Source organism: Streptomyces sp. NPDC013157, assembly GCF_042899865.1.
Classification (GTDB): Bacteria; Actinomycetota; Actinomycetes; order Streptomycetales; family Streptomycetaceae; genus Streptomyces.
Map to the genome: position 1 here is coordinate 111,571 of NZ_JBIBAK010000011.1, position 22,828 is coordinate 134,398.

Annotated in this window: 25 protein-coding genes; 16 read left to right on the forward strand and 9 right to left on the reverse strand. The window is 71.4% G+C overall.

The genetic code is table 11. From position 1 onward, the window contains the following. Nucleotides 1–5: 5 nt before the first annotated feature. Entirely contained in the window at nt 6–272 is a 267-nt protein-coding gene (locus tag ACFY6U_RS29830; RefSeq protein ID WP_390043152.1) for a PLD nuclease N-terminal domain-containing protein, read from the reverse strand. A gap of 110 nt (nt 273–382) precedes the next feature. On the opposite strand from ACFY6U_RS29830, the gene ACFY6U_RS29835 reads away from it, so the two are divergent. Beyond that, nucleotides 383–847 carry a DUF3515 family protein gene (locus ACFY6U_RS29835; RefSeq protein WP_390043154.1) on the forward strand — a complete coding sequence of 155 codons (465 nt, stop codon included), beginning with the start codon at nt 383–385 and terminating at the stop codon, nt 845–847. A 15-nt stretch (nt 848–862) separates the two neighbouring features. Here the strand turns inward: ACFY6U_RS29835 and ACFY6U_RS29840 are convergent, their stop codons facing one another. Beyond that, the gene (locus ACFY6U_RS29840) at nt 863–1,423 is read right to left on the reverse strand and encodes a TlpA family protein disulfide reductase (RefSeq protein WP_390043156.1); all 561 of its coding nucleotides are present in this window, start codon (nt 1,421–1,423) and stop codon (nt 863–865) included. Between the two features lie 63 nt (nt 1,424–1,486). Here ACFY6U_RS29840 and ACFY6U_RS29845 point away from each other — a divergent pair, with 63 nt between their 5' ends. The 8 genes from ACFY6U_RS29845 to ACFY6U_RS29880 all read left to right on the forward strand — a co-directional run bounded on the left by ACFY6U_RS29845 (nt 1,487) and on the right by ACFY6U_RS29880 (nt 8,097). Then, nucleotides 1,487–2,944, forward strand: coding sequence for a menaquinone biosynthesis decarboxylase (locus tag ACFY6U_RS29845; RefSeq protein ID WP_390043158.1), 1,458 nt, complete (start codon nt 1,487–1,489; stop codon nt 2,942–2,944). Continuing rightward, the gene (gene mqnP / locus ACFY6U_RS29850; protein ID WP_390043160.1) at nt 2,941–3,843 is read left to right on the forward strand and encodes a menaquinone biosynthesis prenyltransferase MqnP; all 903 of its coding nucleotides are present in this window, start codon (nt 2,941–2,943) and stop codon (nt 3,841–3,843) included. Before ACFY6U_RS29845 ends, mqnP begins: the two co-directional genes overlap by 4 nt. Nucleotides 3,844–3,928: 85 nt before the next feature. Beyond that, a complete protein-coding gene (locus tag ACFY6U_RS29855; protein ID WP_390043162.1) occupies nt 3,929–4,573 on the forward strand; it encodes a UbiX family flavin prenyltransferase in 645 nt (214 codons plus the stop codon). A gap of 83 nt (nt 4,574–4,656) precedes the next feature. After that, nucleotides 4,657–5,112 (forward strand): Lrp/AsnC family transcriptional regulator, encoded by a 456-nt coding sequence (locus tag ACFY6U_RS29860; protein ID WP_093499807.1) that lies wholly within the window; start codon nt 4,657–4,659, stop codon nt 5,110–5,112. Nucleotides 5,113–5,150: 38 nt separating this feature from the next. Further along, complete coding sequence (mqnE, locus tag ACFY6U_RS29865; protein WP_390043164.1) at nt 5,151–6,314, forward strand: aminofutalosine synthase MqnE; 1,164 nt, start codon at nt 5,151–5,153, stop codon at nt 6,312–6,314. Nucleotides 6,315–6,504: 190 nt separating this feature from the next. Continuing rightward, nucleotides 6,505–7,029 carry a GNAT family N-acetyltransferase gene (locus ACFY6U_RS29870; RefSeq protein ID WP_390043165.1) on the forward strand — a complete coding sequence of 175 codons (525 nt, stop codon included), beginning with the start codon at nt 6,505–6,507 and terminating at the stop codon, nt 7,027–7,029. Between the two features lie 90 nt (nt 7,030–7,119). Then, a complete protein-coding gene (locus ACFY6U_RS29875) occupies nt 7,120–7,419 on the forward strand; it encodes a DUF4229 domain-containing protein (RefSeq protein WP_390043167.1) in 300 nt (99 codons plus the stop codon). Nucleotides 7,420–7,458: 39 nt separating this feature from the next. Continuing rightward, entirely contained in the window at nt 7,459–8,097 is a 639-nt protein-coding gene (locus ACFY6U_RS29880; protein WP_351502763.1) for a TetR/AcrR family transcriptional regulator, read from the forward strand. Between the two features lie 11 nt (nt 8,098–8,108). On the opposite strand, the gene ACFY6U_RS29885 is transcribed toward ACFY6U_RS29880, so the two are convergent. Both ACFY6U_RS29885 and ACFY6U_RS29890 read right to left on the reverse strand, forming a co-directional pair. Continuing rightward, nucleotides 8,109–9,401 carry a DUF6716 putative glycosyltransferase gene (locus tag ACFY6U_RS29885; RefSeq protein WP_390043169.1) on the reverse strand — a complete coding sequence of 431 codons (1,293 nt, stop codon included), beginning with the start codon at nt 9,399–9,401 and terminating at the stop codon, nt 8,109–8,111. A gap of 213 nt (nt 9,402–9,614) precedes the next feature. After that, entirely contained in the window at nt 9,615–10,454 is an 840-nt protein-coding gene (locus ACFY6U_RS29890) for a MaoC family dehydratase (RefSeq protein ID WP_390043171.1), read from the reverse strand. Nucleotides 10,455–10,959: 505 nt separating this feature from the next. Here ACFY6U_RS29890 and ACFY6U_RS29895 point away from each other — a divergent pair. From ACFY6U_RS29895 to ACFY6U_RS29905, 3 genes are all read left to right on the forward strand, one after another. Further along, nucleotides 10,960–12,864 carry an AMP-dependent synthetase/ligase gene (locus ACFY6U_RS29895; protein ID WP_390043459.1) on the forward strand — a complete coding sequence of 635 codons (1,905 nt, stop codon included), beginning with the start codon at nt 10,960–10,962 and terminating at the stop codon, nt 12,862–12,864. Between the two features lie 154 nt (nt 12,865–13,018). Beyond that, on the forward strand, nt 13,019–14,002 hold the full coding sequence (locus tag ACFY6U_RS29900) for a DUF1259 domain-containing protein (RefSeq protein WP_390043173.1): 984 nt from the start codon (nt 13,019–13,021) through the stop codon (nt 14,000–14,002). A gap of 26 nt (nt 14,003–14,028) precedes the next feature. Then, nucleotides 14,029–15,222: a cytochrome P450 gene (locus ACFY6U_RS29905; protein ID WP_390043175.1), complete on the forward strand. Its 1,194-nt coding sequence runs from the start codon at nt 14,029–14,031 to the stop codon at nt 15,220–15,222. 9 nt (nt 15,223–15,231) lie between these two features. On the opposite strand, the gene ACFY6U_RS29910 is transcribed toward ACFY6U_RS29905, so the two are convergent. Continuing rightward, a complete protein-coding gene (locus ACFY6U_RS29910) occupies nt 15,232–15,933 on the reverse strand; it encodes a TetR/AcrR family transcriptional regulator (RefSeq protein ID WP_390043177.1) in 702 nt (233 codons plus the stop codon). Between the two features lie 93 nt (nt 15,934–16,026). Here ACFY6U_RS29910 and ACFY6U_RS29915 point away from each other — a divergent pair, with 93 nt between their 5' ends. Continuing rightward, nucleotides 16,027–16,866 (forward strand): SDR family oxidoreductase, encoded by an 840-nt coding sequence (locus tag ACFY6U_RS29915; protein ID WP_390043461.1) that lies wholly within the window; start codon nt 16,027–16,029, stop codon nt 16,864–16,866. 341 nt (nt 16,867–17,207) lie between these two features. On the opposite strand, the gene ACFY6U_RS29920 is transcribed toward ACFY6U_RS29915, so the two are convergent. The 3 genes from ACFY6U_RS29920 to ACFY6U_RS29930 are packed head-to-tail and all read right to left on the reverse strand — an operon-like array spanning nt 17,208 to nt 18,881. After that, nucleotides 17,208–17,846 carry a class I SAM-dependent methyltransferase gene (locus ACFY6U_RS29920; protein WP_390043178.1) on the reverse strand — a complete coding sequence of 213 codons (639 nt, stop codon included), beginning with the start codon at nt 17,844–17,846 and terminating at the stop codon, nt 17,208–17,210. A 37-nt stretch (nt 17,847–17,883) separates the two neighbouring features. After that, nucleotides 17,884–18,198, reverse strand: coding sequence for an AzlD domain-containing protein (locus tag ACFY6U_RS29925; RefSeq protein ID WP_390043180.1), 315 nt, complete (start codon nt 18,196–18,198; stop codon nt 17,884–17,886). Further along, nucleotides 18,195–18,881: an AzlC family ABC transporter permease gene (locus ACFY6U_RS29930; RefSeq protein WP_390043182.1), complete on the reverse strand. Its 687-nt coding sequence runs from the start codon at nt 18,879–18,881 to the stop codon at nt 18,195–18,197. Before ACFY6U_RS29930 ends, ACFY6U_RS29925 begins: the two co-directional genes overlap by 4 nt. 71 nt (nt 18,882–18,952) lie before the next feature. Here ACFY6U_RS29930 and ACFY6U_RS29935 point away from each other — a divergent pair, with 71 nt between their 5' ends. Beyond that, the gene (locus ACFY6U_RS29935) at nt 18,953–19,534 is read left to right on the forward strand and encodes a helix-turn-helix domain-containing protein (protein ID WP_390043184.1); all 582 of its coding nucleotides are present in this window, start codon (nt 18,953–18,955) and stop codon (nt 19,532–19,534) included. Between the two features lie 93 nt (nt 19,535–19,627). On the opposite strand, the gene ACFY6U_RS29940 is transcribed toward ACFY6U_RS29935, so the two are convergent. After that, nucleotides 19,628–19,831, reverse strand: a complete 204-nt coding sequence (locus ACFY6U_RS29940) for a cold-shock protein (RefSeq protein ID WP_003992177.1) — start codon at nt 19,829–19,831, stop codon at nt 19,628–19,630. A gap of 316 nt (nt 19,832–20,147) precedes the next feature. On the opposite strand from ACFY6U_RS29940, the gene ACFY6U_RS29945 reads away from it, so the two are divergent. Continuing rightward, a complete protein-coding gene (locus ACFY6U_RS29945) occupies nt 20,148–20,996 on the forward strand; it encodes a menaquinone biosynthetic enzyme MqnA/MqnD family protein (protein WP_390043186.1) in 849 nt (282 codons plus the stop codon). Nucleotides 20,997–21,142: 146 nt separating this feature from the next. Then, nucleotides 21,143–22,828 (forward strand): serine/threonine-protein kinase, encoded by a 1,686-nt coding sequence (locus tag ACFY6U_RS29950; protein ID WP_390043187.1) that lies wholly within the window; start codon nt 21,143–21,145, stop codon nt 22,826–22,828.

The window sequence follows — 22,828 nt, forward strand, 5'->3', positions numbered from 1 at the left end:
GCCGGTCAGTCCGTGCGCGGATCGTCCGGCTTCAGGGACTTCAGGAACTCCGGGTTGTCGTCCGGGGCGACCCATCGCTCGCGCGGCTGGCGGGTCTTGCCGGCCACCAGCCAGGCCACCGGGCCGACCAGGACCTCGCCGAAGAGCAGGATGACGAACACCCACGCCAGCTTCGGCAGGGCGCGCACCTCGTCCTCGGGGGTGTTCAGGCAGTCCACGAAGGCGTAGATCCACAGGGCGAGGACCAGCAAGTAGGGCAGGTACCTGAGCATGGCGGCCAGACTAGCGGCTGACCGGGGCCGCGGTTCGGCACCCGGGCATCATGGTTTTCCACGGACGGGAGGGAAGTGGCGCGATGCGCGGGTGGGCTCGCAGGAGTCGGGTGGCGGTCGGTCTTGCCGTGGTGGGGCTGGGCGCCGGGGGCGGGCTGGTGGCCGGTGAGCTGGACTCGCCGGTGTTCGGGCTGGCGCAGGGGCCGTTCGCGCAGGACCCGGCGTGTGCGCGGCTCGCCGACCGGTACCCGGACCGGCTGGGGGGCACCACCCGGGACCGGGTGACCTTCGAGGGGCTCGCCGTGTGGGGGCACGGATCGGTGGAGCTTCGGTGCGGCGTGAACCCGCCCGGTCCGACCACGGACGCGTGTGTCAGCGTGGACGGTGTCGACTGGGTGTGGCGGGAGACGGCGGGGGGCGGCCGCAAGAAGCTGGTCACCTATGGCCGAAGCCCCGCCGTGGAGGTCTCGGTCGCCGGTTCCGTGGCGGGTCTCGACGCGGTGCTGGTGGACGTGAGCCATCTCGTGGCGCCGATCCGGGAGGGCGACAAGTGCCTCGCCAGTAGCGGGAGCTGAACCCGGCCTGGCCCGCTACTCCGCCAGCAGCGGCCGGGTGATGGTGCGGACGTCGGCCTCCGTCAGGGGGCTCAGGTACTTCGCGGCGATCTTCCCGTGCCGGTCGATGAAGAGGGTGTACGGCAGCGCCTGCGGCATGTACCCCTTCGGCAGCCGGACGAGCTTGCGGCTGCCCGGGTCGTGCAGGCTCGGGTACACCAGGTCGTGCTCGTCCTGGAACGCCCGCCCCTTGTCCTGCCGGGCGTCCGTGTCCACCCCGAGCACCTGGACCCCCTTCACCCCCAGCGCCCGCTGCGCCCGCGACAGTTCGGGCGCCTCGGCGCGGCAGGGCCCGCACCAGGACGCCCACACGTTCAGTACGACGACCTTGCCGCGGTAGCCGGCGAGGCTGACCGACTTGCCGTCGAGGCTGCTGCCGGTGAGGTCGGGTGCCGTCTGCCGGTCGGCGGCCGGTATCCGGGTCAGCGGGGAGACCGGCGAGCCGGCGGCCTCCCGCGCCGGCGCACAGGCGGCGGCGAACACGAGCAGCGGGGCGAGGAGCGGGGCGAGCAGCGGCAACCGGCGATGACGTCTCACGCCCGACGAGTATGCAGGGGGCGGTGACCGGGCCCGGACCCCGGGTGGCCGATACTGGGACACATGGCTTACGACGATCTTCGCTCCCTGCTCCGGGCACTGGAGCGCGAGGGAGACCTCAAGCGTGTCAAGGCCGAGGTCGACCCGTATCTGGAGGTCGGGGAGATCGTCGACCGGGTGCAGAAGTCCGGCGGACCGGCGCTGCTCTTCGAGAACGTGAAGGGGTCGAGCATGCCCCTCGCGATGAACGTGTTCGGCACCGACCGACGGCTGCTGAAGGCCCTCGGCCTGAAGTCGTACGGCGAGATCTCCGAGAAGATCGGCGGGCTGCTGCGCCCCGAGCTCCCGCACGGCTTCGTCGGCGTGCGCGAGGCGTTCGGGAAGCTCGGCGCAATGGCGCACGTACCGCCGAAGAAGGTCAAGTCCGGGGACGCCCCGGTGCAGGAGGTGGTCCTGACCGGCGACGACGTCGACCTCGACCGGCTCCCGGCGCTTTTCACCTGGCCGCAGGACGGCGGCTCCTTCTTCAACCTGGGGCTCACCCACACCAAGGACCCCGAGACCGGCATCCGCAACCTCGGCCTGTACCGGCTCCAGCGCCACGACCGGCGAACCATCGGCATGCACTGGCAGATCCACAAGGACAGCCGCAACCACTACCAGGTGGCGGCGCGGAAGGGGGAGCGGCTCCCGGTCGCGATCGCCTTCGGCTGCCCGCCCGCCGTCACCTACGCCTCCACCGCCCCGCTCCCCGGCGACATCGACGAGTACCTCTTCGCCGGGTTCATCGCGGGCCGGCGGATCGAGATGGTCGACTGCAAGACGGTCCCGCTCCAGGTGCCGGCCAATGCCGAGGTCGTCCTGGAGGGCTGGCTGGAGCCGGGCGAGATGCTCCCCGAGGGCCCGTTCGGCGACCACACCGGCTTCTACACCCCGCAGGAGCCGTTCCCGGCGCTGACCATCGACTGCGTGACGATGCGCAAGCGGCCGCTCCTCCAGTCGATCGTCGTCGGCCGCCCCCCGACGGAGGACGGTCCGCTGGGCCGCGCCACCGAACGCTTCTTCCTGCCCCTCCTGAAGATCATCGTCCCGGACATCGTGGACTACCACCTCCCCGAGGCCGGCGGCTTCCACAACTGCGCGATCGTCTCGATCGACAAGAAGTACCCGAAGCACGCGCAGAAGGTCATGCACGCGATCTGGGGGGCGCACATGATGTCGCTCACCAAGCTGATCGTGGTCGTCGACTCCGACTGCGACGTCCACGACCTGCACGAGGTCGCCTGGCGGGCCCTCGGCAACACCGACTACGCCCGTGACCTCACGGTCGTGGAAGGCCCCGTCGACCACCTCGACCACGCCTCCTACCAGCAGTTCTGGGGCGGCAAGGCGGGCATCGACGCGACGAAGAAGTGGCCCGAGGAGGGCTACACCAGGGACGGGGGCTGGCCGGACATGGTCCTGTCGGACCCGGATACGGCGGCCCTCGTGGACCGCCGATGGAAGGAGTACGGCCTGTGAGCTCCGCCTCCGCAGCCCTCCCGCAGCCGGGACGGACGAAAGCCTTCCTGCGCCTGGTGATGATCGAGCACTCGGTCTTCGCCCTGCCCTTCGCGTACATCGCCGCGCTGACCGCGATGTTCGAGCTGGACCGGAACATCCACTGGGGCCGGCTGCTCCTGGTCACGATCTGCATGGTCGGCCTGCGCACCTTCGCCATGGCCGTCAACCGGATCATCGACCGCGAGATCGACGCCCGGAACCCGCGTACCGCCCACCGCGAGCTGGTCACCGGCGCGATGAGCGTGAAGCACGCCTGGACCGGCGCGCTGATCGCGGTCGCGGTCTTCCTGGGCTCGGCGGCCCTCCTGAACCCCCTCTGCCTGGCCCTCGCGCCCGTCGCCGTGATCCCGATGGTGGTCTACCCCTACGGCAAGCGGTTCACGAACTTCCCGCAGGCCATCCTCGGTCTCGCCCAGGCCATGGGCCCGATCGGCGGCTGGCTGGCGATCACCGGCGAGTGGTCCTGGGACGCGGTGATCCTCGGCCTCGCCGTCGGCATCTGGATCGGCGGCTTCGACCTGATCTACGCCTGCCAGGACGTCGAGACCGACCGCGAGATCGGCGTCATGTCGGTCCCGGCCCGCTTCGGCATCCCGGCGGCCATCCGGGGCGCCCGGGTCTGCCACGCGGTGACGACCGGCCTGTTCGTCTGGTACGCGGTCGTCACCGACGCCGGCGCGTTCTTCTGGCTGGGCCTGGTGATCGTGGCGGGCGCGTTCGTGTACGAGCACACCATCGTCCGCCCGCACGACCTCTCCCGCCTCAACCGCGCCTTCTTCAGCGTCAACGGGTTCATCGGCATTGCCCTGTTCGGGTGCGCTCTGCTGGACCTGCTGGTCCGGGGCCTGAGCGTCTGAGTACGGTCGGTCACCGCGGCCCCGTCCTGAACTCGCCGGGTCGCGCCGGTACGCTCAAGATGTGAACGCAGGAGAAACGCAGCGCGTGCCTTGGATCGTGGGGGTGTCCGGGGCGTCCGGAACGCCGTATGCCGCTGCTGTGCTGCGTGCCCTGCTGGACGCGGGGGAGAGCGTCGACCTGGTGGTCAGCCGGGCCTCGCGGCTCACCCTGCTGGACGAGACCGGGATCTCCTTCCGGGACGCGCACTGGCGGGACGACCTGGGGGAATGGCTGGCGCGGGGGGCCGACGGCAAGCCGGACACCTTCGCGGCCGACCTGACCCGGGTGCGGTACTGGAGCGCCGGGGACCTGGCCGCGGGGCCGTCCTCCGGGTCGTACCCGGCGAAGGGCATGCTGATCGTGCCGGCGTCCACCGCCGCCGTCGCCGGGGTCGCGCTCGGGCTCTCCAAGGACCTGCTCCAGCGGTCGGCCAGTGTCACCCTGAAGGAGCGCCGGCCGCTCGTCGTCGCCGTCCGCGAGACCCCGCTGAACGGCCAGACCCTGCGCCACCTGGTCACCCTGGACGATCTCGGGGCGGTCGTCGTCCCCACCTCCCCCGCCTTCTACGCGGGCGCGACCCACATCCAGGACCTGGTCGACTTCGTCGCCGGGCGGGTGCTGGACGCGGCGGGCGTCGGGCACCGGCTCTACCGCCGCTGGGAAGGGGACCTCGGCGGCGGAAGCAAGTAGCACCACCCCGGCACCACCTCTGGCACCACCTCTGCACCACCTCTCATCTACTTCGGGAATCTTCAGCGGAAGGCTTCGATCGCATGGACGCCGTGGACAGGCAGCTCATCCAGGCCCTGAGGGAGAACGGCCGGGCCTCGTACGCGGAGCTGGGCCGCCTCGTCGGACTGTCGGGACCCAGCGTCACCGACCGCATCAACCGGCTGGAGGCGGCCGGGGTCATCACCGGCTACCGCGCCACCGTCAACGCGGCCTCCCTCGGCCTCGGCGTCACCGCCCTCATCGGCATCTCCCTCTCCGACGCGGCCGACCACGAGGACGTGGCGCAGCGGCTGCGGGACCTGCCGGAGATCGAGGACTGCTGGTTCATCGCCGGCGACGACTCCTTCATGCTCAAGGTGCGCTCGTCGGACGTGGACGGCCTGGAGAAGACCATCCGGCGGCTGTCCGGGACGAAGGGCGTCTCCCGGACCCGTACCACGATCGTGCTGTCCACGAAGTGGGAGAACCGGGTCGGGGAACTTCCCGAGGAGGCGTAGAAGTACGGTGGTCGGAGTTGTCGTAGAGAGGTGTGGGCATGGACGTCGGACTCAAGCGTGAGCTGGAGGAGAAGGTCAGGGCCGGTGAGCGGCTGACCCGCGAGGACGGCATCGCGCTGTACGAGTCGGACGACCTGGCCTGGCTGGGCGGCCTCGCCCACGAGGTGCGCACGCGCAAGAACGGTGACGTGGTCCACTTCAACGTCAACCGCCACCTCAACATGACGAACGTGTGCACCGCGTCCTGCGCCTACTGCTCGTTCCAGCGCAAGCCGGGCGAGAAGGACGCGTACACGATGCGCATCGAGGAGGCGGTGAAGCTCGCCAGGGCGATGGAGGGCGAGAACCTCACCGAGCTGCACATCGTCAACGGCCTGCACCCGAACCTTCCCTGGCGCTACTACCCGCGGTCGCTGCGCGAGCTGAAGGCGGCCCTCCCGAACGTCTCGCTGAAGGCCTTCACGGCGACGGAGATCCACCACTTCGAGACGATCAGCGGGCTGTCCGCCTCCGAGATCCTCGACGAGCTGATCGACGCGGGCCTGGAGTCGCTGACCGGCGGTGGCGCGGAGATCTTCGACTGGGAGGTCCGCCAGCACATCGTGGACCACCGCACCCACTGGGAGGACTGGTCCCGGATCCACCGCCTGGCGCACGAGAAGGGCCTCAAGACGCCCTGCACGATGCTCTACGGCCACATCGAGGAGCCCCGCCACCGCGTCGACCACGTCCTGCGCCTGCGTGAACTCCAGGACGAGACGAACGGCTTCCAGGTCTTCATCCCGCTCCGCTACCAGCACGACTTCGTGGACATGAAGGACGGCAAGGTCAGGAACCGGCTCCAGGCCCGGACCCAGATGGCGACCGGCGCGGAGGCCCTGAAGACCTTCGCGGTCTCCCGTCTCCTCTTCGACAACGTCCCGCACGTCAAGGTCTTCTGGGTCATGCACGGCGTTCAGACGGCGCAGCTGGCGCTCCAGCACGGGGCCGACGACATGGACGGCTCGGTCGTCGAGTACAAGATCACTCACGACGCGGACAACTACGGCACGCCGAACAAGCTGACCCGCGAGGACCTGCTGGACCTCATCCGCGACGCGGGCTTCCGCCCGGTGGAGCGCAACACCCGCTACGAGATCATCCGCGAGTACGACGGCCCGGACCCGGCCCGCCGCGAGTCCCCGCAGCCGATGCGGGTGTGAGGCGGCCGACGGTGCGTCGTCGGGTGCGGGTGAGCAGAGGCTGATCGCGCAGTTCCCCGCGCCCCTAGAAGAAGGGCGCGGGGAACTGCGCGACAAGCCACGACGCACCCGCAGCCGCGCAACGGCCGCAGCCCCCACGGCGACATCGCCTCTACCTCCCAACTTCCGCTGTAATAGATACGATCCGCCCATGCCCCTTACCTTCACCCTCGACCCCGCCATCACCCCCGCCCTCCGCGACGGCATCCTCGACCTGTGGACCGACGTGTCCAACGCCGGCGGAGCCGTCGGGTTCGTCGCGCCGGTCACGGCGGAGGAGATCCGGCCGGAGCTGGTCCGGCACTTCGCCGCGATGGCCGAGGGCCGCCACCGTCTGCTCGTCGGGTACGACGAGGCCGGCGAGGTCGCCGCCACCGCCTTCTTCTCCTTCAACACGCACCGGCTGATGACGCACTGGGTGTGGCTGTACACGGTGATGGTGCACCCGAGGCACCAGGGGCGGGGCTACGGCCGTGACCTCCTCGCGGCCGCCGCCGACGCCGCCCGCGGCTTCGACGGCATCGACGCGATACGGCTCAGCTGCCGCGGCGGCCTCGGCCTGGAGAACTTCTACGGCTCCTGCGGATACAAGGAGGTCGGCCGGGTCCCCGCCGCGGTCCGCGTCGCACCCGGCGACGACCGCGACGACATCACCATGCTGCTCCCGCTGACCTGACCCGGCCCGACCCGACCCCGGTGAAAGATCGGCCCCACGGCGTGCTTCACTGGACGGTGCCCCTTTTCGTCATCGGAAGACTGGATTGAGATGCTCCGCTACACGCTGATGCGCCTCGGTATCTTCGCGGGCTGCCTCCTCGTCGTCTGGGGCCTCGTCTACGCCGGCGCGTTCCCGCGTGGCTTCGGCGACTCCAACTTCCTGTGGGTCCTGCTGCTCTCCCTCGTCCTGTCGGCGCCGATCAGCTTCGTCGTGCTGCGCAAGGAGCGGGACCGGGCCTCGGTGCAGGTCGCGCAGCGGGTCGAGCGGATGCAGGCCAACATCGAGGCCAGCCGCAGCCAGGAGGACGCGGCGGTCGACGCGGCGGACCAGGCCCAGACCTCCTCCTGAGCGACTCCCGCGTCGCCGGCCCCAACTAGGCTCTGTCCCATGGGGACCGTCAAGACCAAGCGGATGCCGCGCGCGGTACGTGAGCAGCAGATGCTGGACGCCGCCGTGCGGACCTTCGGCCAGCGCGGCTACATGGCCGCGTCGATGGACGAGATCGCCGAACTCGCCGGCGTCTCCAAGCCGTTGGTGTACCTGTACCTCAACTCCAAGGACGACCTGTTCACGGCCTGCATCCGCCGTGAGGCCGGCGCCCTGACCGAGGCCGTCCGCACCGGCGTGGACCGCGAACTGCCCGCCGACCGGCAGCTCTGGGACGGACTGAGGGCGTTCTTCACGTACACCTCCGAACACCCCGACGGCTGGTCGGTGCTGCACCTCCAGGCCCGTACGCACGGCGAGCGGTTCGCCTCCGAGGTCGCGGCGATGCGCGAGGAGATCGTCGCGTTCGTGACCCAGCTGATCGTCGCCGCCGCCCGCGACGCCCACCGGGACCCCGACCTGGGGGAGGGCGAGGTCGCCGGCCTCGCCGAGGCACTGGTGGGCGCCGCCGAGTCCCTGGCGGCCTGGGCCAACGCCACCCCGGGGGTGACGGCACGTCAGGCGGCGGCGACCCTGATGAACTTCGCCTGGGCGGGGCTGGGCAACCTGATGGAGGGCCGGCCCTGGTCCCCGCCGTGACCGGCCCTCCGTCACACGGCACCCCAGCGGCGCAGGGCGGGCGCGAGCCGCTGGTGGCCCACGCGGTACAGCTTCTTGGCGCCCCGCCCGGCGACCCGCCGTACGGCCTTCTTCACCCGCCCCCGGCCGCCGGCGCCCGGCGGCGCGGGCAGGGGGCGGCCCTGCTCGTCGAAGCCGTTGTTCCGGAGGATGCCGCCGAGGTAGATGCCGGCGGTCTGCGGCGTGTAGTACGGGCGCAGCGGTGGCAGCGGGCCGGCGGCGCGCAGCGCGGTGATACGGGCCCGGGCCGCGGCGTACGGGTCGCTCTTGCCGATGCCGTGGGCCGCCGCCCACTCCGGGTCGGGCTGCGGGAGCGCGCCCGCGTCGAGGTCGTCCCAGGACGCGAGGCAGCCGGAGTGCACGAAGTAGTGGTTGCCGTGGGCCTCGCGGAGGCCGAAGTCGGTGAGGATCGCGGTGGGTATCCGCCGGTGCATCGACTCCAGGGCGGCCGTCGAACTCACCGTGACCAGCAGGTCGGTGCGGTCCAGCACGTCGGCCATGTTGCCGTAGACGAGCTGGAGGTTCGCGGGCGCGGGTTCGGCGAGGGTCTCGACCAGCTCCTGGTACGGGTCGGACTCCACGTGGGTGGTCTGCTCGCTGGGCAGGCTGCGCAGCTTGACCAGCACGAGCCGCTCCGGATACAGGCGCGCGTGGGCGGCGGCGCGCTCCAGGAGCCGGCACCGGGACGCGCGGTCCCTGGGCACGGACGGCTGGGCCGCGAAGGTGACGGTGAACGGCCGGTCGGCGGCGGGCCGGTAGGGGGCGCCGCCCAGGAAGGGCAGCGCGCACTCGACGACCGAGCCGGGGTCGACGCCGACGCTCGCGAAGACCGAGCGGAAACGGCGGCTGTCGTGGCCGGAGTTGGCGAGCACGAGGTCCGTGCCGGCCCGTGTCATGAGGCCGTCGACCATCTTCTCGTAGACCACGCCGACGTACCCGCTGACCGTGACCGGCCGGTGCAGCCGGCCCTCCCAGGCGCGCCCCAGGCTGTGCACGAGCGCCAGGACCGTGCCGCCGAGGACCGCCAGCACGACGATGTCGGCCCTCGCCAGCTCCTCGTCGTCGACCAGTGCGGCGGCGGGCACCACGCGCCTGCTGTCGGGCTCGATGCCGATCTCGGCGAGCTGCCGTTCGGTGGGGGTGGACCGGCCCCGCAGGAAGTACGCGTCCAGCGCGCAGTCGGGGGCGAGCTGCCGGGCCACCGACGCCCCCCATTTCCAACGGGTGTCAGAGTCGGCTATTACTGCGACGCGTCTGGGAGGCATGCTCAGTGCCCTTCGTGCAATGGATCGCAAAAGTGAGCCGAGGTTAAGGACGCATTCTGAGCGCAGCATGGGGGATTCCTTCACGGATCCTTGGGCAGGCTGGGAATCCCGTGTGAAAAGGACTTTGGGCAAGCTTGTGACCTGCGGGTTCGCCACGACGTGACAGGATTTGCACAGAAAGGCGAAACACACTCTTTGTGCAGGGTTGGCAGATCAAAGGGCAACGCGTGGGCGCACGCTGCCCTCCACGTGCACCCGGTCGCCGCTCCGCAATTGAAAGCGTCCGCCCTCGGCGGCGTATTCGACCGTGCCCGGCAGCAGTACCGGCGCCCGGAACTCCGCCCGCACGTCGGCCGCCGTCGGCACCCCGTGCGCGGCCAGGCACCGGGCCACGGTCCACATGCCGTGCGCGATGGCCCGGGGGAAGCCGAAGAGGCGGGCGGTGAGCGGGTGCAGGTGGATGGGGTTGCGGTCCCCGGAGGCGGCCCCGTACCGCCGGCCGACGTCCCCGGCGATCCGCCACTCCTCGACGACGGGCAGCGGACGGCCGGGCTCGTCCCGGGCCGTCTCGCCCGAATGCTGCGTCCGGTGCCGTGCCAGATAGGTACTCCGCGACTCCCATACGACGTCCTCGCCGACCCGTACCCCGGTCACGACGGTGGCCTCGGTGCCCCGCCGGTGCGGACGCAACTCCTCGACATGGACGGCTATGTCGTACGTCCCGTCCCCGGGCAGTTCGGCATACCGCTCGATCCCGATGGAGGTGTGCACCAGCCCCAGCAGCGGCAACGGAAACTCCCGCGCACTCATGAGCCGCATCGCCAGCGGAAACCCGAGCACGTGCGGGTAGGTGACCGGCAGCCCGTCGTCACCGGTGGCGAACCCGCAGACGCGTTCGTAGGCGGCGAGTCTTTCGAGGTCGGGGCGGACACCGGGCAGTACGAGGCGGGTGCGGGGGAACGAAGCGTCGGTGCCCGGCTTCTTGAAGGGCGACCGCAGCGCGCCGAGGGCGAGCAGAGGGCCGAGAGCAGGGGCCCGGTCAAGGACGATCACAGAGGTTCACCTTTCGATGCCGTCGGCGAGAGCGCCCCGTCAGGGGCATGGGGGTACCCCCGGCCGAAGGCTGGGGGAGGAACTGCGCGATCAGCCACCACGCACCCGCACCCGCACCACAACCGTCACGCCCCCCAAAAAAAGGCTCTTCCCGCATGTCGTCCGATTCCTGACTCTGGAGTAAGGTTACCGTAGGTAAGCCTATGTCGCAGCTGTCAAGTACCGGGAAACGGGCGGAACGTGAAGGACCCTCACGTAACCTCCGGGATTGCACAGGCCCGTCCCCGGACAACCCCCGAAACCCCACAAGCCCGCCACAGCGGCCCCGTACGATCTCCAGCCTGAACCGCCGGTAACCCCTTTCCGAGGGGCGGTGCCGGTGAACGCCTCGGTGCGCGAGGCACGTACGTCATGCAGCAAGCAGTTCACCGCTGCACGCCCGAGGAGCCGCCCCGTGTCCACGTCCTCTTATCCGAACGCCGCCCCCGTCTCCCCGGGTGCGTCGATCCAGGCCACGGACTACGACGGGAACCCGATCCTGGTCGAGCCCCTCGTGCAGCGGCTGGACGGGGTGGTGCGGGAGGCGTACGTACCGCCGTTCGCGCCGCCGGTGCGGCACGGCTCGCTGGCCGACCTGCCCTTCGAGAACGCGGAGGCGGAGCCGGGCGCCGTGGTGCTCAGCCGCAAGCCGGCCGAGGGGGAGGGCCGCTGGGAGCACGTGACGGCCGCTCAGTTCGCCGCGCAGGTGATGGCGGTGGCGAAGGGCCTGATCGCCGAGGGGCTGCTGCCGGGCGACCGGATCGCGATCATGTCCCGGACCACGTACGAGTGGACCCTCCTCGACTTCGGCGCCTGGGCGGCCGGCCTGGTGACCGTGCCGATCTACCCGACCTCCTCGGTCTTCCAGACCCGCTGGATCATGCACGACTCGGGTGCCGTCGCCCTGGTCACCGAGTCCAGCGCGCAGGCTGCCGCGCTCGGCCCCGAACTCGACCGGCTGCCCGACCTCAGGCACCTGTGGGTGATGGAGAAGGGGCACGTGGACCGGCTCGCGGAGGCCGGTGCGCAGGTGCCGGACGCCGAGGTGGGCGTACGGCGGGGCATGCTGGGCCCCGACACCCTCGCCACCCTGATCTACACCTCGGGCACCACCGGCCGCCCCAAGGGCTGCGCCCTCTCGCACGGCAACTTCTTCGCCGAGGTCGACAACGCGATCGAACTCCTCTACCCGATCTTCAAGGCACGCAACGACGAGGAGGTCTCCATCCTCCTCTTCCTGCCCATGTCCCACGTCTTCGGCCGCATGGTGGCGATCGCCTGCGTCCGCGCCGGGGTCCGTCTCGGCCACGCCCCCAGCCTCAAGGCCGAGGACCTGCTCCCGGACCTCGCCGGCTTCAAACCGACCTGTCTGCTCACCATCCCGTACATGCTGGAGAAGGTCTTCAACACCGCGCGGGCGAAGGCGGAGTCGGGCGGGCGGGTCTCGGTCTTCGACCGGGCCACAGGGGTCGCGCAGCGCTACGGCGAGGCGCTGGAGGCGAAACAGACCGGCGCCGGCAGCGGGCCCGGCCGTGCCCTGAAGACCGCCCGCAGCTTCTACGACCCGCTCGTCTACCGCCGTATCCGCACCGCCATGGGCGGCCGCGTCCGGCACATCATCTGCGGCGGCTCCCCGCTGGGCCGCCGTCTCGCCGCGTTCTACGCCGGGGCCGGCATCGAGATCTACGAGGGCTACGGCCTGACCGAGACCACGGCGGCCACCACCTGCACGCCGCCCCTCAAGCCCCGCCTCGGCACGGTCGGCTGGCCCATGCCCGGCACCAAGGTCCGGATCGCCGCCGACGGCGAGATCCTGGTCGCAGGCGACCACGTCCTGCGCGGCTACTGGGACCCGGCGGCCGGCGGCGTCGTCCCGGCGACCCGGGACGGCTGGCTGGCCACCGGCGACCTCGGCGAACTCGACGACGAGGGCTACCTCACCATCACCGGCCGCAAGAAGGAGATGCTGATCACGGCCGGCGGCAAGTCGGTGGCCCCGGCCCCGCTGGAGAACTGGCTGCGCTCCCACCCCCTCATCTCCCAGGTGATGCTGGTCGGCGACGCGCTGCCGTACGTCAGCGCCCTCATCACCCTCGACCGGGACGGCCTCACCCACTGGCGCCAGATGAACGGCAAGCATCCGGTGCCGCCCGAGCTCCTCATGGACGACGCCGAGCTGCTGGCCGTCCTGCAGCGCGCCGTCGACGAGGCCAACAAGCTCGTCTCCCGTCCCGAGTCCATCCGGCGCTTCGCCATGCTCCCCGTCGACTTCACCGAGGAGGCCGGGCACCTGACCCCGTCGATGAAGCTGCGCCGCGAGGCGGTCATGAAGGACTTCGCGACGGAGATCGAGGGCCTGTACGCGAAGTGATCCGCGGCCGTCGCCGGAGGTGATCCGCAGCCGTCACGCGGAGTGGTCCGCCTCCGTGCCCGGTGACTTGTGTTAGTCCACCTGGCCCCACTGGCGCGATCGAATCACGGGACCCGCCCGGGACCCGTGATTCCATCGCGCCAGGAGGTGCACCATGGTTGACGACCGGCAGCAGGAAACCCACCCCAGACCGGCCACCACCCGTCGCCGCGTCCTCGCCGCGGGTGCCGTGGCCCCTGTCCTCGCGAGCGCGGCGACCCCGCCCGCGCGCGCTCTCTCCCACGAACACCCGCGCACCCTGGTCGAACCCGAGCTGACCCAGCTCGCCGACTGGGCGGACGTGACCAAGGCCCTGGGGCGGCCGGGCGACATGAAGCGGTACATGTACCACACCGGCCTGCCCCGCCGGGACCTCAAGGTGGTCTCCCGGGGCGTGCGGATCGAGACCGCGCTGGCCCTGGGCACCCACACCGCCTTCGTCCGGTACAAGGACGGCAGCCATCTGCTGATGGGCGACGCCGTGGTCACCGAGCACGAACTGGACGGCTTCACCGACGCGCTCCTCGCGCACGGCATCGCCATCAACGCCGTACACAAGCATCTGCTCTCCCACCAGCCCGCTCTGTGGTGGCTGCACCTGCACGCCCACAGTCACGACCCCGTACCCATCGCCAGGGGACTGCGCGCGGCCTTCGACCGCACCGGCACCCCGCCCGACCAGCCGCCCGCCACCCCGACGCTCGACCTGGACACCAAGGGCATCGACGACGCCTTCGGCAGCAAGGGCTCCCAGGACGAGGGCATCTACAAGAGCGTCTGGGCGCGCGCGGAGCAGATCGTGGACGGCGACATGATCCTGCCGGCCGGCCTCGGCTCGGTGACCACCATCAACTTCCAGCCGCTCGGCCGGGGAAGGGCCGCGATCAACGGTGACTTCGTGATGACCGCGGGCGAGGTCCAGCCGGTCCTGAAGATCCTGCGCAAGGGCGGGGTCGGCCTCGTCGAACTCCACCACCACAACCTGATGGACGAGCCGCGCCTGTTCTTCCTCCACTACTGGGCGATCGGCGACGCCGTGCGGCTCGCGAAGGACCTGCGCGCCGCCGTCCACGCAACCAACGTCGTGCCGTTCCACTGAGCGGCCGACCGACGAAGGAGAAGAACGTGCAGGCGATCAACTGTCCCTTCGGTTTCAGCGAGGCCCTCGACTTCGATCCGGCCCTGGCCGGCTTCATGGAGCGCGAGTCCCTCGGCACCATCCGGCTGCCGTACGGCGACTCGGACGCCTGGCTGGTCACCAGATTCGAGTCGGTGCAGCAGGTGACCACGGACCCCCGGTTCAGCCGGGCAGCGATCATCGAGTACGACTATCCGCGCCTGACGGCCGAGCCGATCGTCTCCCCGGAGTCGATCAACGTGATGGACCCGCCGCACAGCGGCCGGATCAGGCATCTGGCCACCCAGGCCTTCACCCCGCGCCATGTGGACCGGATGCGGGGCCGGATCGGCCTCCTCACGGACCGGCTGCTGGACGAAATGGAAGACGCCGGTCAGCCCGCCGACCTGGTCCGGCACCTGTCCGACCCCCTTCCCCAGCACACGATCCTGGACCTGCTGGGCATCGACCGCGCCGAGTGGCCCCGGATGCAGGAGCAGGTCCAGCGGCTGCTGGTGGTCGGCGCGGGCAACCGGGACGTCGCACGCGCGGCCAAGGAGGACCTGACCGGCTACTTCACCGAGCTCGTCGCCGAACGCCGGAAAAACCCCGGTGCGGACATCATCAGCGTGCTCACCGAGGCACGGGACGGCACGGACCAGCTCGACGACCGGGAACTGGCCGTCCTGGCACTGACGTTCACGCTCAGCGGCCAGGACACGGCGACCTGCCAGATCAGCGACATCGTGTATCTGCTGCTGACCCGCCCGGAGCTGGCGGAGTACGCCCGCGCGCACAGGAAGGACCTGACGGACTTCATCCACGAAATGCTCCGGTACATCCCCTTCCGGAAGGGCGTGGGCATTCCCCGGGTGGCACTGGAGGACGTCGAGATGGACGGGGTGGTCATCCGGCGCGGCGACTTCGTCCACGTCTCCTACCTGACGGCCAACCGGGACCCGGACCGCTATCCGGACCCCCACGAGATCGTGCCCGACCGTCCCGTCGCTCCCCACATGACCTTCGGCTGGGGCGGCCACCGGTGCATCGCGGTGCCGTTGGCGATGGCCGAACTGGAGGTCGCCCTGGAACGCCTCCTGGACCGCTTCCCCACGCTCCGCCTGGCGGTGCGCCCGGAAGAGATCCGCTGGGACACCGAGACCATCCGCCGGTTCCCACTGGAGCTGCCGGTGGCCTGGTAGGCCCGGGTCTCACTCCTCGTCGGCCAGGCGGTCCAGCCATTCCCTCAGCAGGTGCTGTTCCGCGCTGCTGAGGGTCGTCTGGCCGGGGAGGCCCGCGCGCAGGGCGCGGGCCGCGGCCGCCGGCCCGCCGCCGGTCCGGACGGCCGGTTTCTCATGCGTGACCGCGCTGACCATGGCCTCCCGGAGGGTGGCCAGCAGGGCCGGGTCGCGGTTGGCCTCGGGCGCGGACAGCCAGGTGAGCACGGCGCCGCGCGCGGTGGCGTGGATGACATCGACCGCGAGATCCTCGCCGACCCGCAGCCACCCGCCGGCGGCGAGCCGCCGCACCCGCCCCCGCAGGATCTCCAGCCCGGCCCGGAAGGCGGCCGACCCGCTGTGCGAGGTGCCGCCGTACATCAGCAGGTACAGCGCGGGGTTCTCCAGCCCGAACTCGACCGCCAGGTCCCAGCCGCCACGCAGGTCCTCGATCAGGTCCTCGGGGTCCGGATCGACCCGCTTGCCGGCCAGGAACGTGGCGAAGCCGTGTTCCGCAACGGCCTCCAGCAGCCCGTCCTTGTCGCCGAACAGCCGGTAGATGGCCGGGGGTTGCAGCCCCGCGGCGACCGCGACCGCCCGGGTGGTGACGGCGTCCCGCCCCTCCCGTTCCAGCAGTCCGATGGCGGCGTCGACGACGCGCTGCCGGGTGTCCGTGTCACGTGATTCCGAGCCCATGTATCAATGATATCGCTCGTGTGCTGCCATCGATAATATCGGTGTTACGGTGTATCTGTTTCCATCGATATCGCCATCGTGCTGGAGGACATAGTGATCGTCGTGACCGGAGCCACCGGACGACTCGGCAGCCGGATCGTGGAGCGACTGCTGACCCGCGTACCGGCCGCGCGGGTCGGCGTCAGCGTCCGCGACCCGAAGAAGGCCCAGGCCCTGGCGGACCGGGGCGTGCGGGTGCGGCAGGGCGGCTTCACCGACCCGGGCGGCCTGGCACACGCCTTCGAGGGCGCCACCCAGATCCTGATCGTCTCCGTCGACCGGCTGGGCGAGGAGGGCGTACGACAGCACCGCACCGCGATCGACGCGGCCGTCGCGGCCGGCGTCCGCCGCATCCTCTACACCGCCCACATGGGCACCAGCCCCACCTCCCGCTTCCAGGCCTGCCGCGACCACGCGGCCACCGAGGAGGCCCTGCGTGCCTCGGGCGTCCCCTACACCTCCCTCCGCAACGGCTTCCACGCGGCGAGCGCGCTGCAGTTCGCCGGCCACGGCCTGGCGACCGGCGAACTGGCCCTCCCGGCCGACGGCCCGGTCTGCTGGACGGCCCACGACGACCTGGCGGAGGCGGCAGCCGTGATCCTGGCGGACGAGGGCCGCTTCGAGGGGCCGACGCCCCCGCTGACGGGGGCGCAGGCACTGACCTTCGCCGACATCGCCGACCTGGCCGGCGCGACCAGGACCATAGCCCCCGACGACACGTTCCGCAGGCAACTGGCGGCCAACGGCGTCCCCGAGGACACGGCCGATCACCTCCTGGGCGTCTTCCTGGCCGCCCGTGAGGGAGAGTTCGCGACCGTGGACCCGACCCTGGCGGACCTGATCGGCCGCGAACCGATCGGCATGCGGGAGCTGTTGAGCGAGCGGCCCGCCTAGAGAGGCAGCTCCGCCCGGACCTGGCGGCCGGTTGGGCCGCGCGCAGGGTCGGCCCGCGCAGGTCCGGCAGCTCGGCGGTCTGCTGCCGGGCGTGCTTGTCGTGGACGAGGGTCCTGGTCTTCTCGCTGGTGGGTGCGCTGTTGGGGACGACGGTGACGATCGCGGTGTCGCCGGCCGGGTTGTAGGTGGCCGGGGTGACGGCGGCCACGTCCTTCATGCCGGTGATGCCGTCGCGGAGTTCACCGACGGCCTTCTTCGTCGCCGCCGGGTCGGTGTCGGTGACGACGACGGTGAGCGGGCCGTTGAGCAACGGTTCCTTCTTGGGCGGTGGCGGCAGCCGGTCAGGAGGTGGCGATCAGATGCGCCTGCGGACTCGTCTCCCCGAGCCCCGCGTCCGCCTCCCGCACCGTGCGGGAGTGGAGCCGGAAACCTGCCTCCGTCAGCAGTCTCGCCATCTCCTCCGGCCGCCGCCGCTGGAAGTCCAGCGCCACCGGATGCCCCCAGGGGTCCTCGAACCGGCGCGCCGCGTCCCCCACCTGGAAGGCGAGGAGCAGATGGCCCCCCGGCCTCAGTACCCTCCTGAACTCACCGAACAGCAACGGCAGATGGTCGTCCGGGGTGTGGATGGACGAGTACCAGCACGCCACTCCGTCCAACGCGCCGTCCGCCACGGGCAGGTCGAGCATCGAGCCCTGGACGAAGGGGAGGCCCGGGTTCTCGCGGCGGGCGACGGCGAGCATCGACGTGGAGAGGTCGAGGCCGAAGACGGAGAGTCCGAGCCCGGCGAGCCGGCCCGTGACGCGGCCGGGGCCGCAGCCGAGGTCGGCCACCGTGCCGCCCGGGCCGACGAGTTCGGCGTACGCGGCCAACAGGGCGCGGTCCAGGGGCCGGTTGGAAACATCTTCGCGGAAGTGGTCGGCGTAGTCTTCGGCGATCGCGTCGTAGAACGTACGCGTGGCGGTGAGGAAGTCGGCGGTCATGCCCGCGGACCCTAACGGGCGGTACTGACAACGACCGTCAGCCGACCCCGGCCGCCCGCAGCAGTGCCGTCACCGCCGCGGCCCCCAGGACCACGACCGCGAACGGCGCCCTGCGCCAGGCCAGTACGCCCGCCGCCAGCACCCCGGCCGGGCGGGCGATCCCCGCGAAGCCGCCGCTCTCCGTCAGTGCCCCGGTGGCCAGCAGGGCCGCCAGGAGCACCACCGCCCCGGCCGACGCCAGTTCCTGGACCCGCGCCGGGATCTCCACCCGGCCGTGCAGCGCCGGGCCCACCAGCCGGAAGGCGTACGTGCCGAGAGCGAGGGCCAGGATCATGACCACGGTCGCGTTCATCGTCGTACCCCCGGCAGCGTGAACAGGCCCAGGAGGGCGAGGAGGACGGGGATCCCGGCCGGGACGGCGGGGGTCGCCGCGAGGGCGATCGCCGCGCCGGGCAGGGCCGCGCGCCGTACGCCCGGGTCCGCGCGGAGGGCGGGCAGGACCAGGGTGACCAGCACCGCAGGGAACGCCGCATCCAGGCCGTAACGGCCGGTGTCGCCGAGGGCGCTGCCCGCGAGGGCGCCGGCCAGGACCCCCACGTTCCAGGCGGCGAACAGGCCGAGCCCCGAGACCCAGAACGCGGCACGGCGGCGGGCCGGGTCCGGCTGGGCCAGGGCGAAGGCGACCGTCTCGTCGGTGACCAGGTGGGCGCCGAGCAGGCGGGTGGCGCGGCCGGGGCCGAGCAGGTCGGCGACGGCGAGACCGAAGGCCGCCGTGCGGGTGTTGAGGAGGAGACCGGTGGCCGCGGCCGCCAGCGGACCGCCGCCGGCGAGCAGCACGCCGACCGCGCTGAACTGGGCCGACCCCGCGTAGACGACGAGGGACATCAGGACCGGGACCCACACGGGCAGGCCGCCGGCGACGCCGACCGCGCCGAAGGAGACACCGACGATCCCGCCGGCCAGCCAGACGAGTGAACTGTCCCGGACCAGGGAGGCCGTCCTCCGAGGCCGGGTTGTTCGGTTTGGCGAACGCATGTTCTTTACAGTGAACGAGTAGAGTGTGTTCGTCAAGGCGAACGATCGTACCGATGGAGCGAACGAACGAGATGTCCGAGGCAACCGACCGGCCGGAGCGGTCCGACCGGCTTCCGATGGAGTGGATCGCCGGGTCGCTGAAGCGGGAGCGGGCCCGGGCCGGGCTCTCCCTGTCCGAGCTGGCCAAACGGGCCGGCGTCGCGAAGTCGACGCTGTCCCAGTTGGAGGCGGGCGGCGGCAACCCGAGCGTGGAGACGCTGTGGTCGCTGGGGGTGGCGCTCGGCGTGCCGTTCAGCGCGCTGGTCGAGCCGCCGGTGTCCGGCGTTCAGGTGATCCGTGCGGGGGAGGGGCCCACGGTCGCGTCGGAGCGGGCCGACTTCGCCGCCACCCTGCTGGCGTCCTGCCCGCCCGGCGCCCGCCGGGACATCTACCACCTGCGGATGGAGCCGGGCGTGGCACGGGAGTCCGAGCCGCACATTCCGGGGACGGTCGAGCACCTCGTCGTATGCGGCGGGCGGGTTAAGGCGGGGCCACGCGGAGAAACCGTCGAATTGAACCCCGGGGATTATCTGACGTATCGCGGCGATGTTCCGCATGTGTACGAGGCGTTGGCGCCCCGCACCACGTTCGTGCTGGTCATGCAGCACATTTAGGCGGCGGCGAAAAGGCAGGAGCCCCGTCGCCTGACGGCGCGGGGCTCCTTGGGTACTGCACTCAGTCTGCGATCAGACTTGGTTTGTCTGGGATCAGACGGGGGTGACGTTCTCCGCCTGCGGACCCTTCGGGCCCTGCGTGACGTCGAAGCTCACCTGCTGGTTCTCCTCCAGGGAGCGGAACCCGCTGGCGTTGATCGCGGAGTAGTGGACGAAGACGTCGGGGCCGCCGCCTTCCTGGGCGATGAAACCAAAGCCCTTTTCGGCGTTGAACCACTTCACGGTTCCGGTAGCCATAAGCCCTCCTTGGGCCCAAAGGGTCGCCCTGCTCCAGAACCTGCAAGTGTGAAAACAAACTAAGTGCCGCACAACTGCATATGTCTGAAAACTACGAGAGCCCGCGGTTACATGCTCCGCAGGCTCTGTACTGCAAGGGAAACCAAACTGCAACTTGCGGCGAGCCTAGCATGTAGGCAGCCGAAAGCAACAGAGGCCAAGATCACGTCACCCGGACGTTTGAATGCCTCCGAGGGCGGGTTGACCGGAGGGGCGGTCGGGACTCCAGGGTGGGGGCGGTCCCAGCACGGTACCTCACGGGGTCTAGTCTCGCGATGTGGACAATTCTCGCACCCGGCCGCGCGTCGGCCACATCCAGTTCCTGAACTGCCTGCCCCTCTACTGGGGGCTCGCGAGAACCGGCACCCTCCTCGACTTCGAGCTGACCAAGGACACCCCTGAGAAGCTCAGCGAGCAGCTGGTACGCGGCGACCTCGACATCGGGCCCATCACCCTCGTCGAGTTCCTGCGCAACGCCGACGACCTGGTCGCCTTCCCGGACATCGCCGTCGGCTGCGACGGCCCGGTGATGTCCTGCGTGATCGTCTCGCAGGTGCCGCTGGACCAGCTGGACGGCCGCCGGGTCGCCCTCGGCTCCACCTCGCGCACCTCGGTCCGCCTCGCCCAGCTGCTGCTCGCCGACCGCTACGGCGTCCAGCCCGACTACTACACCTGCCCGCCCGACCTCAGCCTGATGATGCAGGAGGCGGACGCGGCGGTGCTGATCGGCGACGCGGCCCTGCGCGCCAACCTGCTGGACGGCCCGCGCTACGGCCTGGAGGTCCACGACCTCGGCTTGCTCTGGAAGGAGTGGACGGGCCTGCCGTTCGTCTTCGCGGTGTGGGCGGCGCGCCGGGACTACCTGGAGCGCGAACCGCACATCACCCGTGAGGTGCACGGCGCCTTCCTCGACTCCCGCAACCTCTCCCTGGAGGAGGTCGCCAAGGTCGCCGAACAGGCCGCCCGCTGGGAGGCCTTCGACGAGGCGACCCTCGCCCAGTACTTCACCACCCTCGACTTCAGCTTCGGCGCGCCGCAGCTGGCGGCGGTGGCGGAGTTCGCCCGCCGGGTGGGCCCGACGACCGGGTTCGCGCCGGACGTGAAGGTCGAGCTGCTGACGCCGTGAGAGCGCCCCGTAGGGGGGCGGGGCTGTATCGGACATGCGGCTACCGCCGCGTGGGCGCGACCAGCCCCCACCGACCCGCGGCAAAAGAACCGCCCCACTCGCGGAGCGAATAGGCTGCTGCCGAACTCTCTGGGGGGTGAGGGCGCATGCAGCCGCTCGCGGGCGACGAACCCACGGCCGTCGGGCCGTACCGGCTGCTCGGCCGGCTCGGCTCCGGCGGCATGGGCCGCGTCTATCTGGGCCGTTCGGCCGGCGGCCGCTCCGTCGCCGTCAAGATCGTGCACCCGCACTTCGCGCTGGACGAGGAGTTCCGCGCCCGCTTCCGCCGCGAGGTGCAGGCCGCGAGACGGGTCGGCGGCGCCTGGACGGCCTCCGTCCTGGACGCCGACCCCGACGCGCCGGTGCCCTGGGTCGCCACGGCCTACGCGGCCGGCCCCTCCCTGACGGCCGCCGTGACCGACGGCGGCCCGCTGCCCGCGCACACGGTACGGGCGCTGGGCGCGGGGCTCGCCGAGGCGCTGGCGGCGGTGCACGAACTGGGCCTCGTGCACCGGGACGTGAAGCCGTCCAACGTGCTCCTGACCCTCGACGGGCCGCTCCTCATCGACTTCGGCATCGCCCGCGCCACGGACGGCACGGCGTCGCTGACGTCCTCGGGGGTGTCGATCGGCTCGCCCGGATACATGTCCCCGGAGCAGATCCTCGGCAAGGGCGCCACGGGCGCCGCGGACGTCTTCTCCCTCGGCGCGGTACTGGCGTACGCGGCCAACGGGGCGCCGCCGTTCCCCGGGGACTCCTCGGCCGCCCTCCTCTACAAGGTCGTCCACGAGGAGCCCGAACTCGGCTCGCTCGGCGGTGAGCTGCGGGAGGTGGCGGAGGCCTGCCTCGCGAAGGAGCCGGGACGGCGGCCGGGCCCCGCGGAGGTGGCCCGGCGGCTGGCTCCGGAGGGCGCCGCACGGCTGGTGGCCGGCGGATGGCTGCCGGGGGCGCTGGTGGAGCGGGTGAGCCGGAGCGCGGTGGAGGTGCTGAACCTGGAGGCCGCGGAGGTCGCGGAGGTCGCGGAGGGCGTGTCGGCCGCGGTACCGGCGTCCGGGCCGGTGGAGTTCAGCACCCCTTCCGTGGCCGTGGCCGGGGAGTTCGGACCGCCGCCGACGGTGCCGCCCGTGGCCGTACCGGCGGTCGTACCGGAGCCGCGGGATGCCGCGCCCGCGTCGGAGGGGACCCCCGAGGCGCCCGGGAAGCCCGGCAAGGTGACCGTGAGTGTCGCCGCGACCGCCGTACCGGCGGAGGGCGGGCGTGGCCGCCGGGTGAGCTGTACGGTCGCGCTCGCCGTGGCCGCCGCGCTGGCGGTGGTCACCGTCGGGGTGGGGTTCCTGGTGCAGCCGTTCCTCGGGACCGACGGCGGCGAAGGGGGCAGCGACACGGGCGCCGCCGCCAAGCCGCCCTCGACATCGGCGTCGTCGGCCTCCGGCGGCGGGAAGATCCCGGCCGCCTACCTCGGCACCTGGCAGGGCTCGGCCACCGCCCTCTCCGGCAACCTGCCCATCGGCACCTTCCAGGTCACCGTGGAACAGGCGGCGGTCGGACAGGAGTTGGGCCGTCTGCGGCAGACCGACCAGCTGGGCGGGGTCTGCACCGACATCCTCACCCTGAGGGCGGTGACGGCGGCCAGGCTCGTCGCCTCCTCCACCGGCGCCGAGGGCAACCACGACGGCTGCGACCCCGGCACGAACACCGTCTACCTGACCCCGAGCCACGGCGACCTGGTCTACACGTCGGACAGCTCGGCGGAGGGGAACCCGGTGGCGGTGATGTCCAGGTCTGGGGACTGA

Excerpts from the sequence above, each read along its gene's own strand:
- ACFY6U_RS29925 (WP_390043180.1), bottom strand. The coding sequence starts at position 18,198 with ATGAACGCGACCGTGGTCATGATCCTGGCCCTCGCTCTCGGCACGTAC.
- ACFY6U_RS29880 (WP_351502763.1), top strand. The coding sequence starts at position 7,459 with ATGGGGACCGTCAAGACCAAGCGGATGCCGCGCGCGGTACGTGAGCAG.
- ACFY6U_RS29940 (WP_003992177.1), bottom strand. The coding sequence starts at position 19,831 with ATGGCTACCGGAACCGTGAAGTGGTTCAACGCCGAAAAGGGCTTTGGT.
- ACFY6U_RS29860 (WP_093499807.1), top strand. The coding sequence starts at position 4,657 with ATGGACGCCGTGGACAGGCAGCTCATCCAGGCCCTGAGGGAGAACGGC.
- ACFY6U_RS29885 (WP_390043169.1), bottom strand. The coding sequence starts at position 9,401 with ATGCCTCCCAGACGCGTCGCAGTAATAGCCGACTCTGACACCCGTTGG.
- ACFY6U_RS29910 (WP_390043177.1), bottom strand. The coding sequence starts at position 15,933 with ATGGGCTCGGAATCACGTGACACGGACACCCGGCAGCGCGTCGTCGAC.
- ACFY6U_RS29875 (WP_390043167.1), top strand. The coding sequence starts at position 7,120 with ATGCTCCGCTACACGCTGATGCGCCTCGGTATCTTCGCGGGCTGCCTC.
- ACFY6U_RS29930 (WP_390043182.1), bottom strand. The coding sequence starts at position 18,881 with ATGCGTTCGCCAAACCGAACAACCCGGCCTCGGAGGACGGCCTCCCTG.
- ACFY6U_RS29920 (WP_390043178.1), bottom strand. The coding sequence starts at position 17,846 with ATGACCGCCGACTTCCTCACCGCCACGCGTACGTTCTACGACGCGATC.
- ACFY6U_RS29900 (WP_390043173.1), top strand. The coding sequence starts at position 13,019 with ATGGTTGACGACCGGCAGCAGGAAACCCACCCCAGACCGGCCACCACC.
- ACFY6U_RS29845 (WP_390043158.1), top strand. The coding sequence starts at position 1,487 with ATGGCTTACGACGATCTTCGCTCCCTGCTCCGGGCACTGGAGCGCGAG.
- ACFY6U_RS29950 (WP_390043187.1), top strand. The coding sequence starts at position 21,143 with ATGCAGCCGCTCGCGGGCGACGAACCCACGGCCGTCGGGCCGTACCGG.
- ACFY6U_RS29870 (WP_390043165.1), top strand. The coding sequence starts at position 6,505 with ATGCCCCTTACCTTCACCCTCGACCCCGCCATCACCCCCGCCCTCCGC.
- ACFY6U_RS29935 (WP_390043184.1), top strand. The coding sequence starts at position 18,953 with ATGTCCGAGGCAACCGACCGGCCGGAGCGGTCCGACCGGCTTCCGATG.
- ACFY6U_RS29830 (WP_390043152.1), bottom strand. The coding sequence starts at position 272 with ATGCTCAGGTACCTGCCCTACTTGCTGGTCCTCGCCCTGTGGATCTAC.
- mqnE (WP_390043164.1), top strand. The coding sequence starts at position 5,151 with ATGGACGTCGGACTCAAGCGTGAGCTGGAGGAGAAGGTCAGGGCCGGT.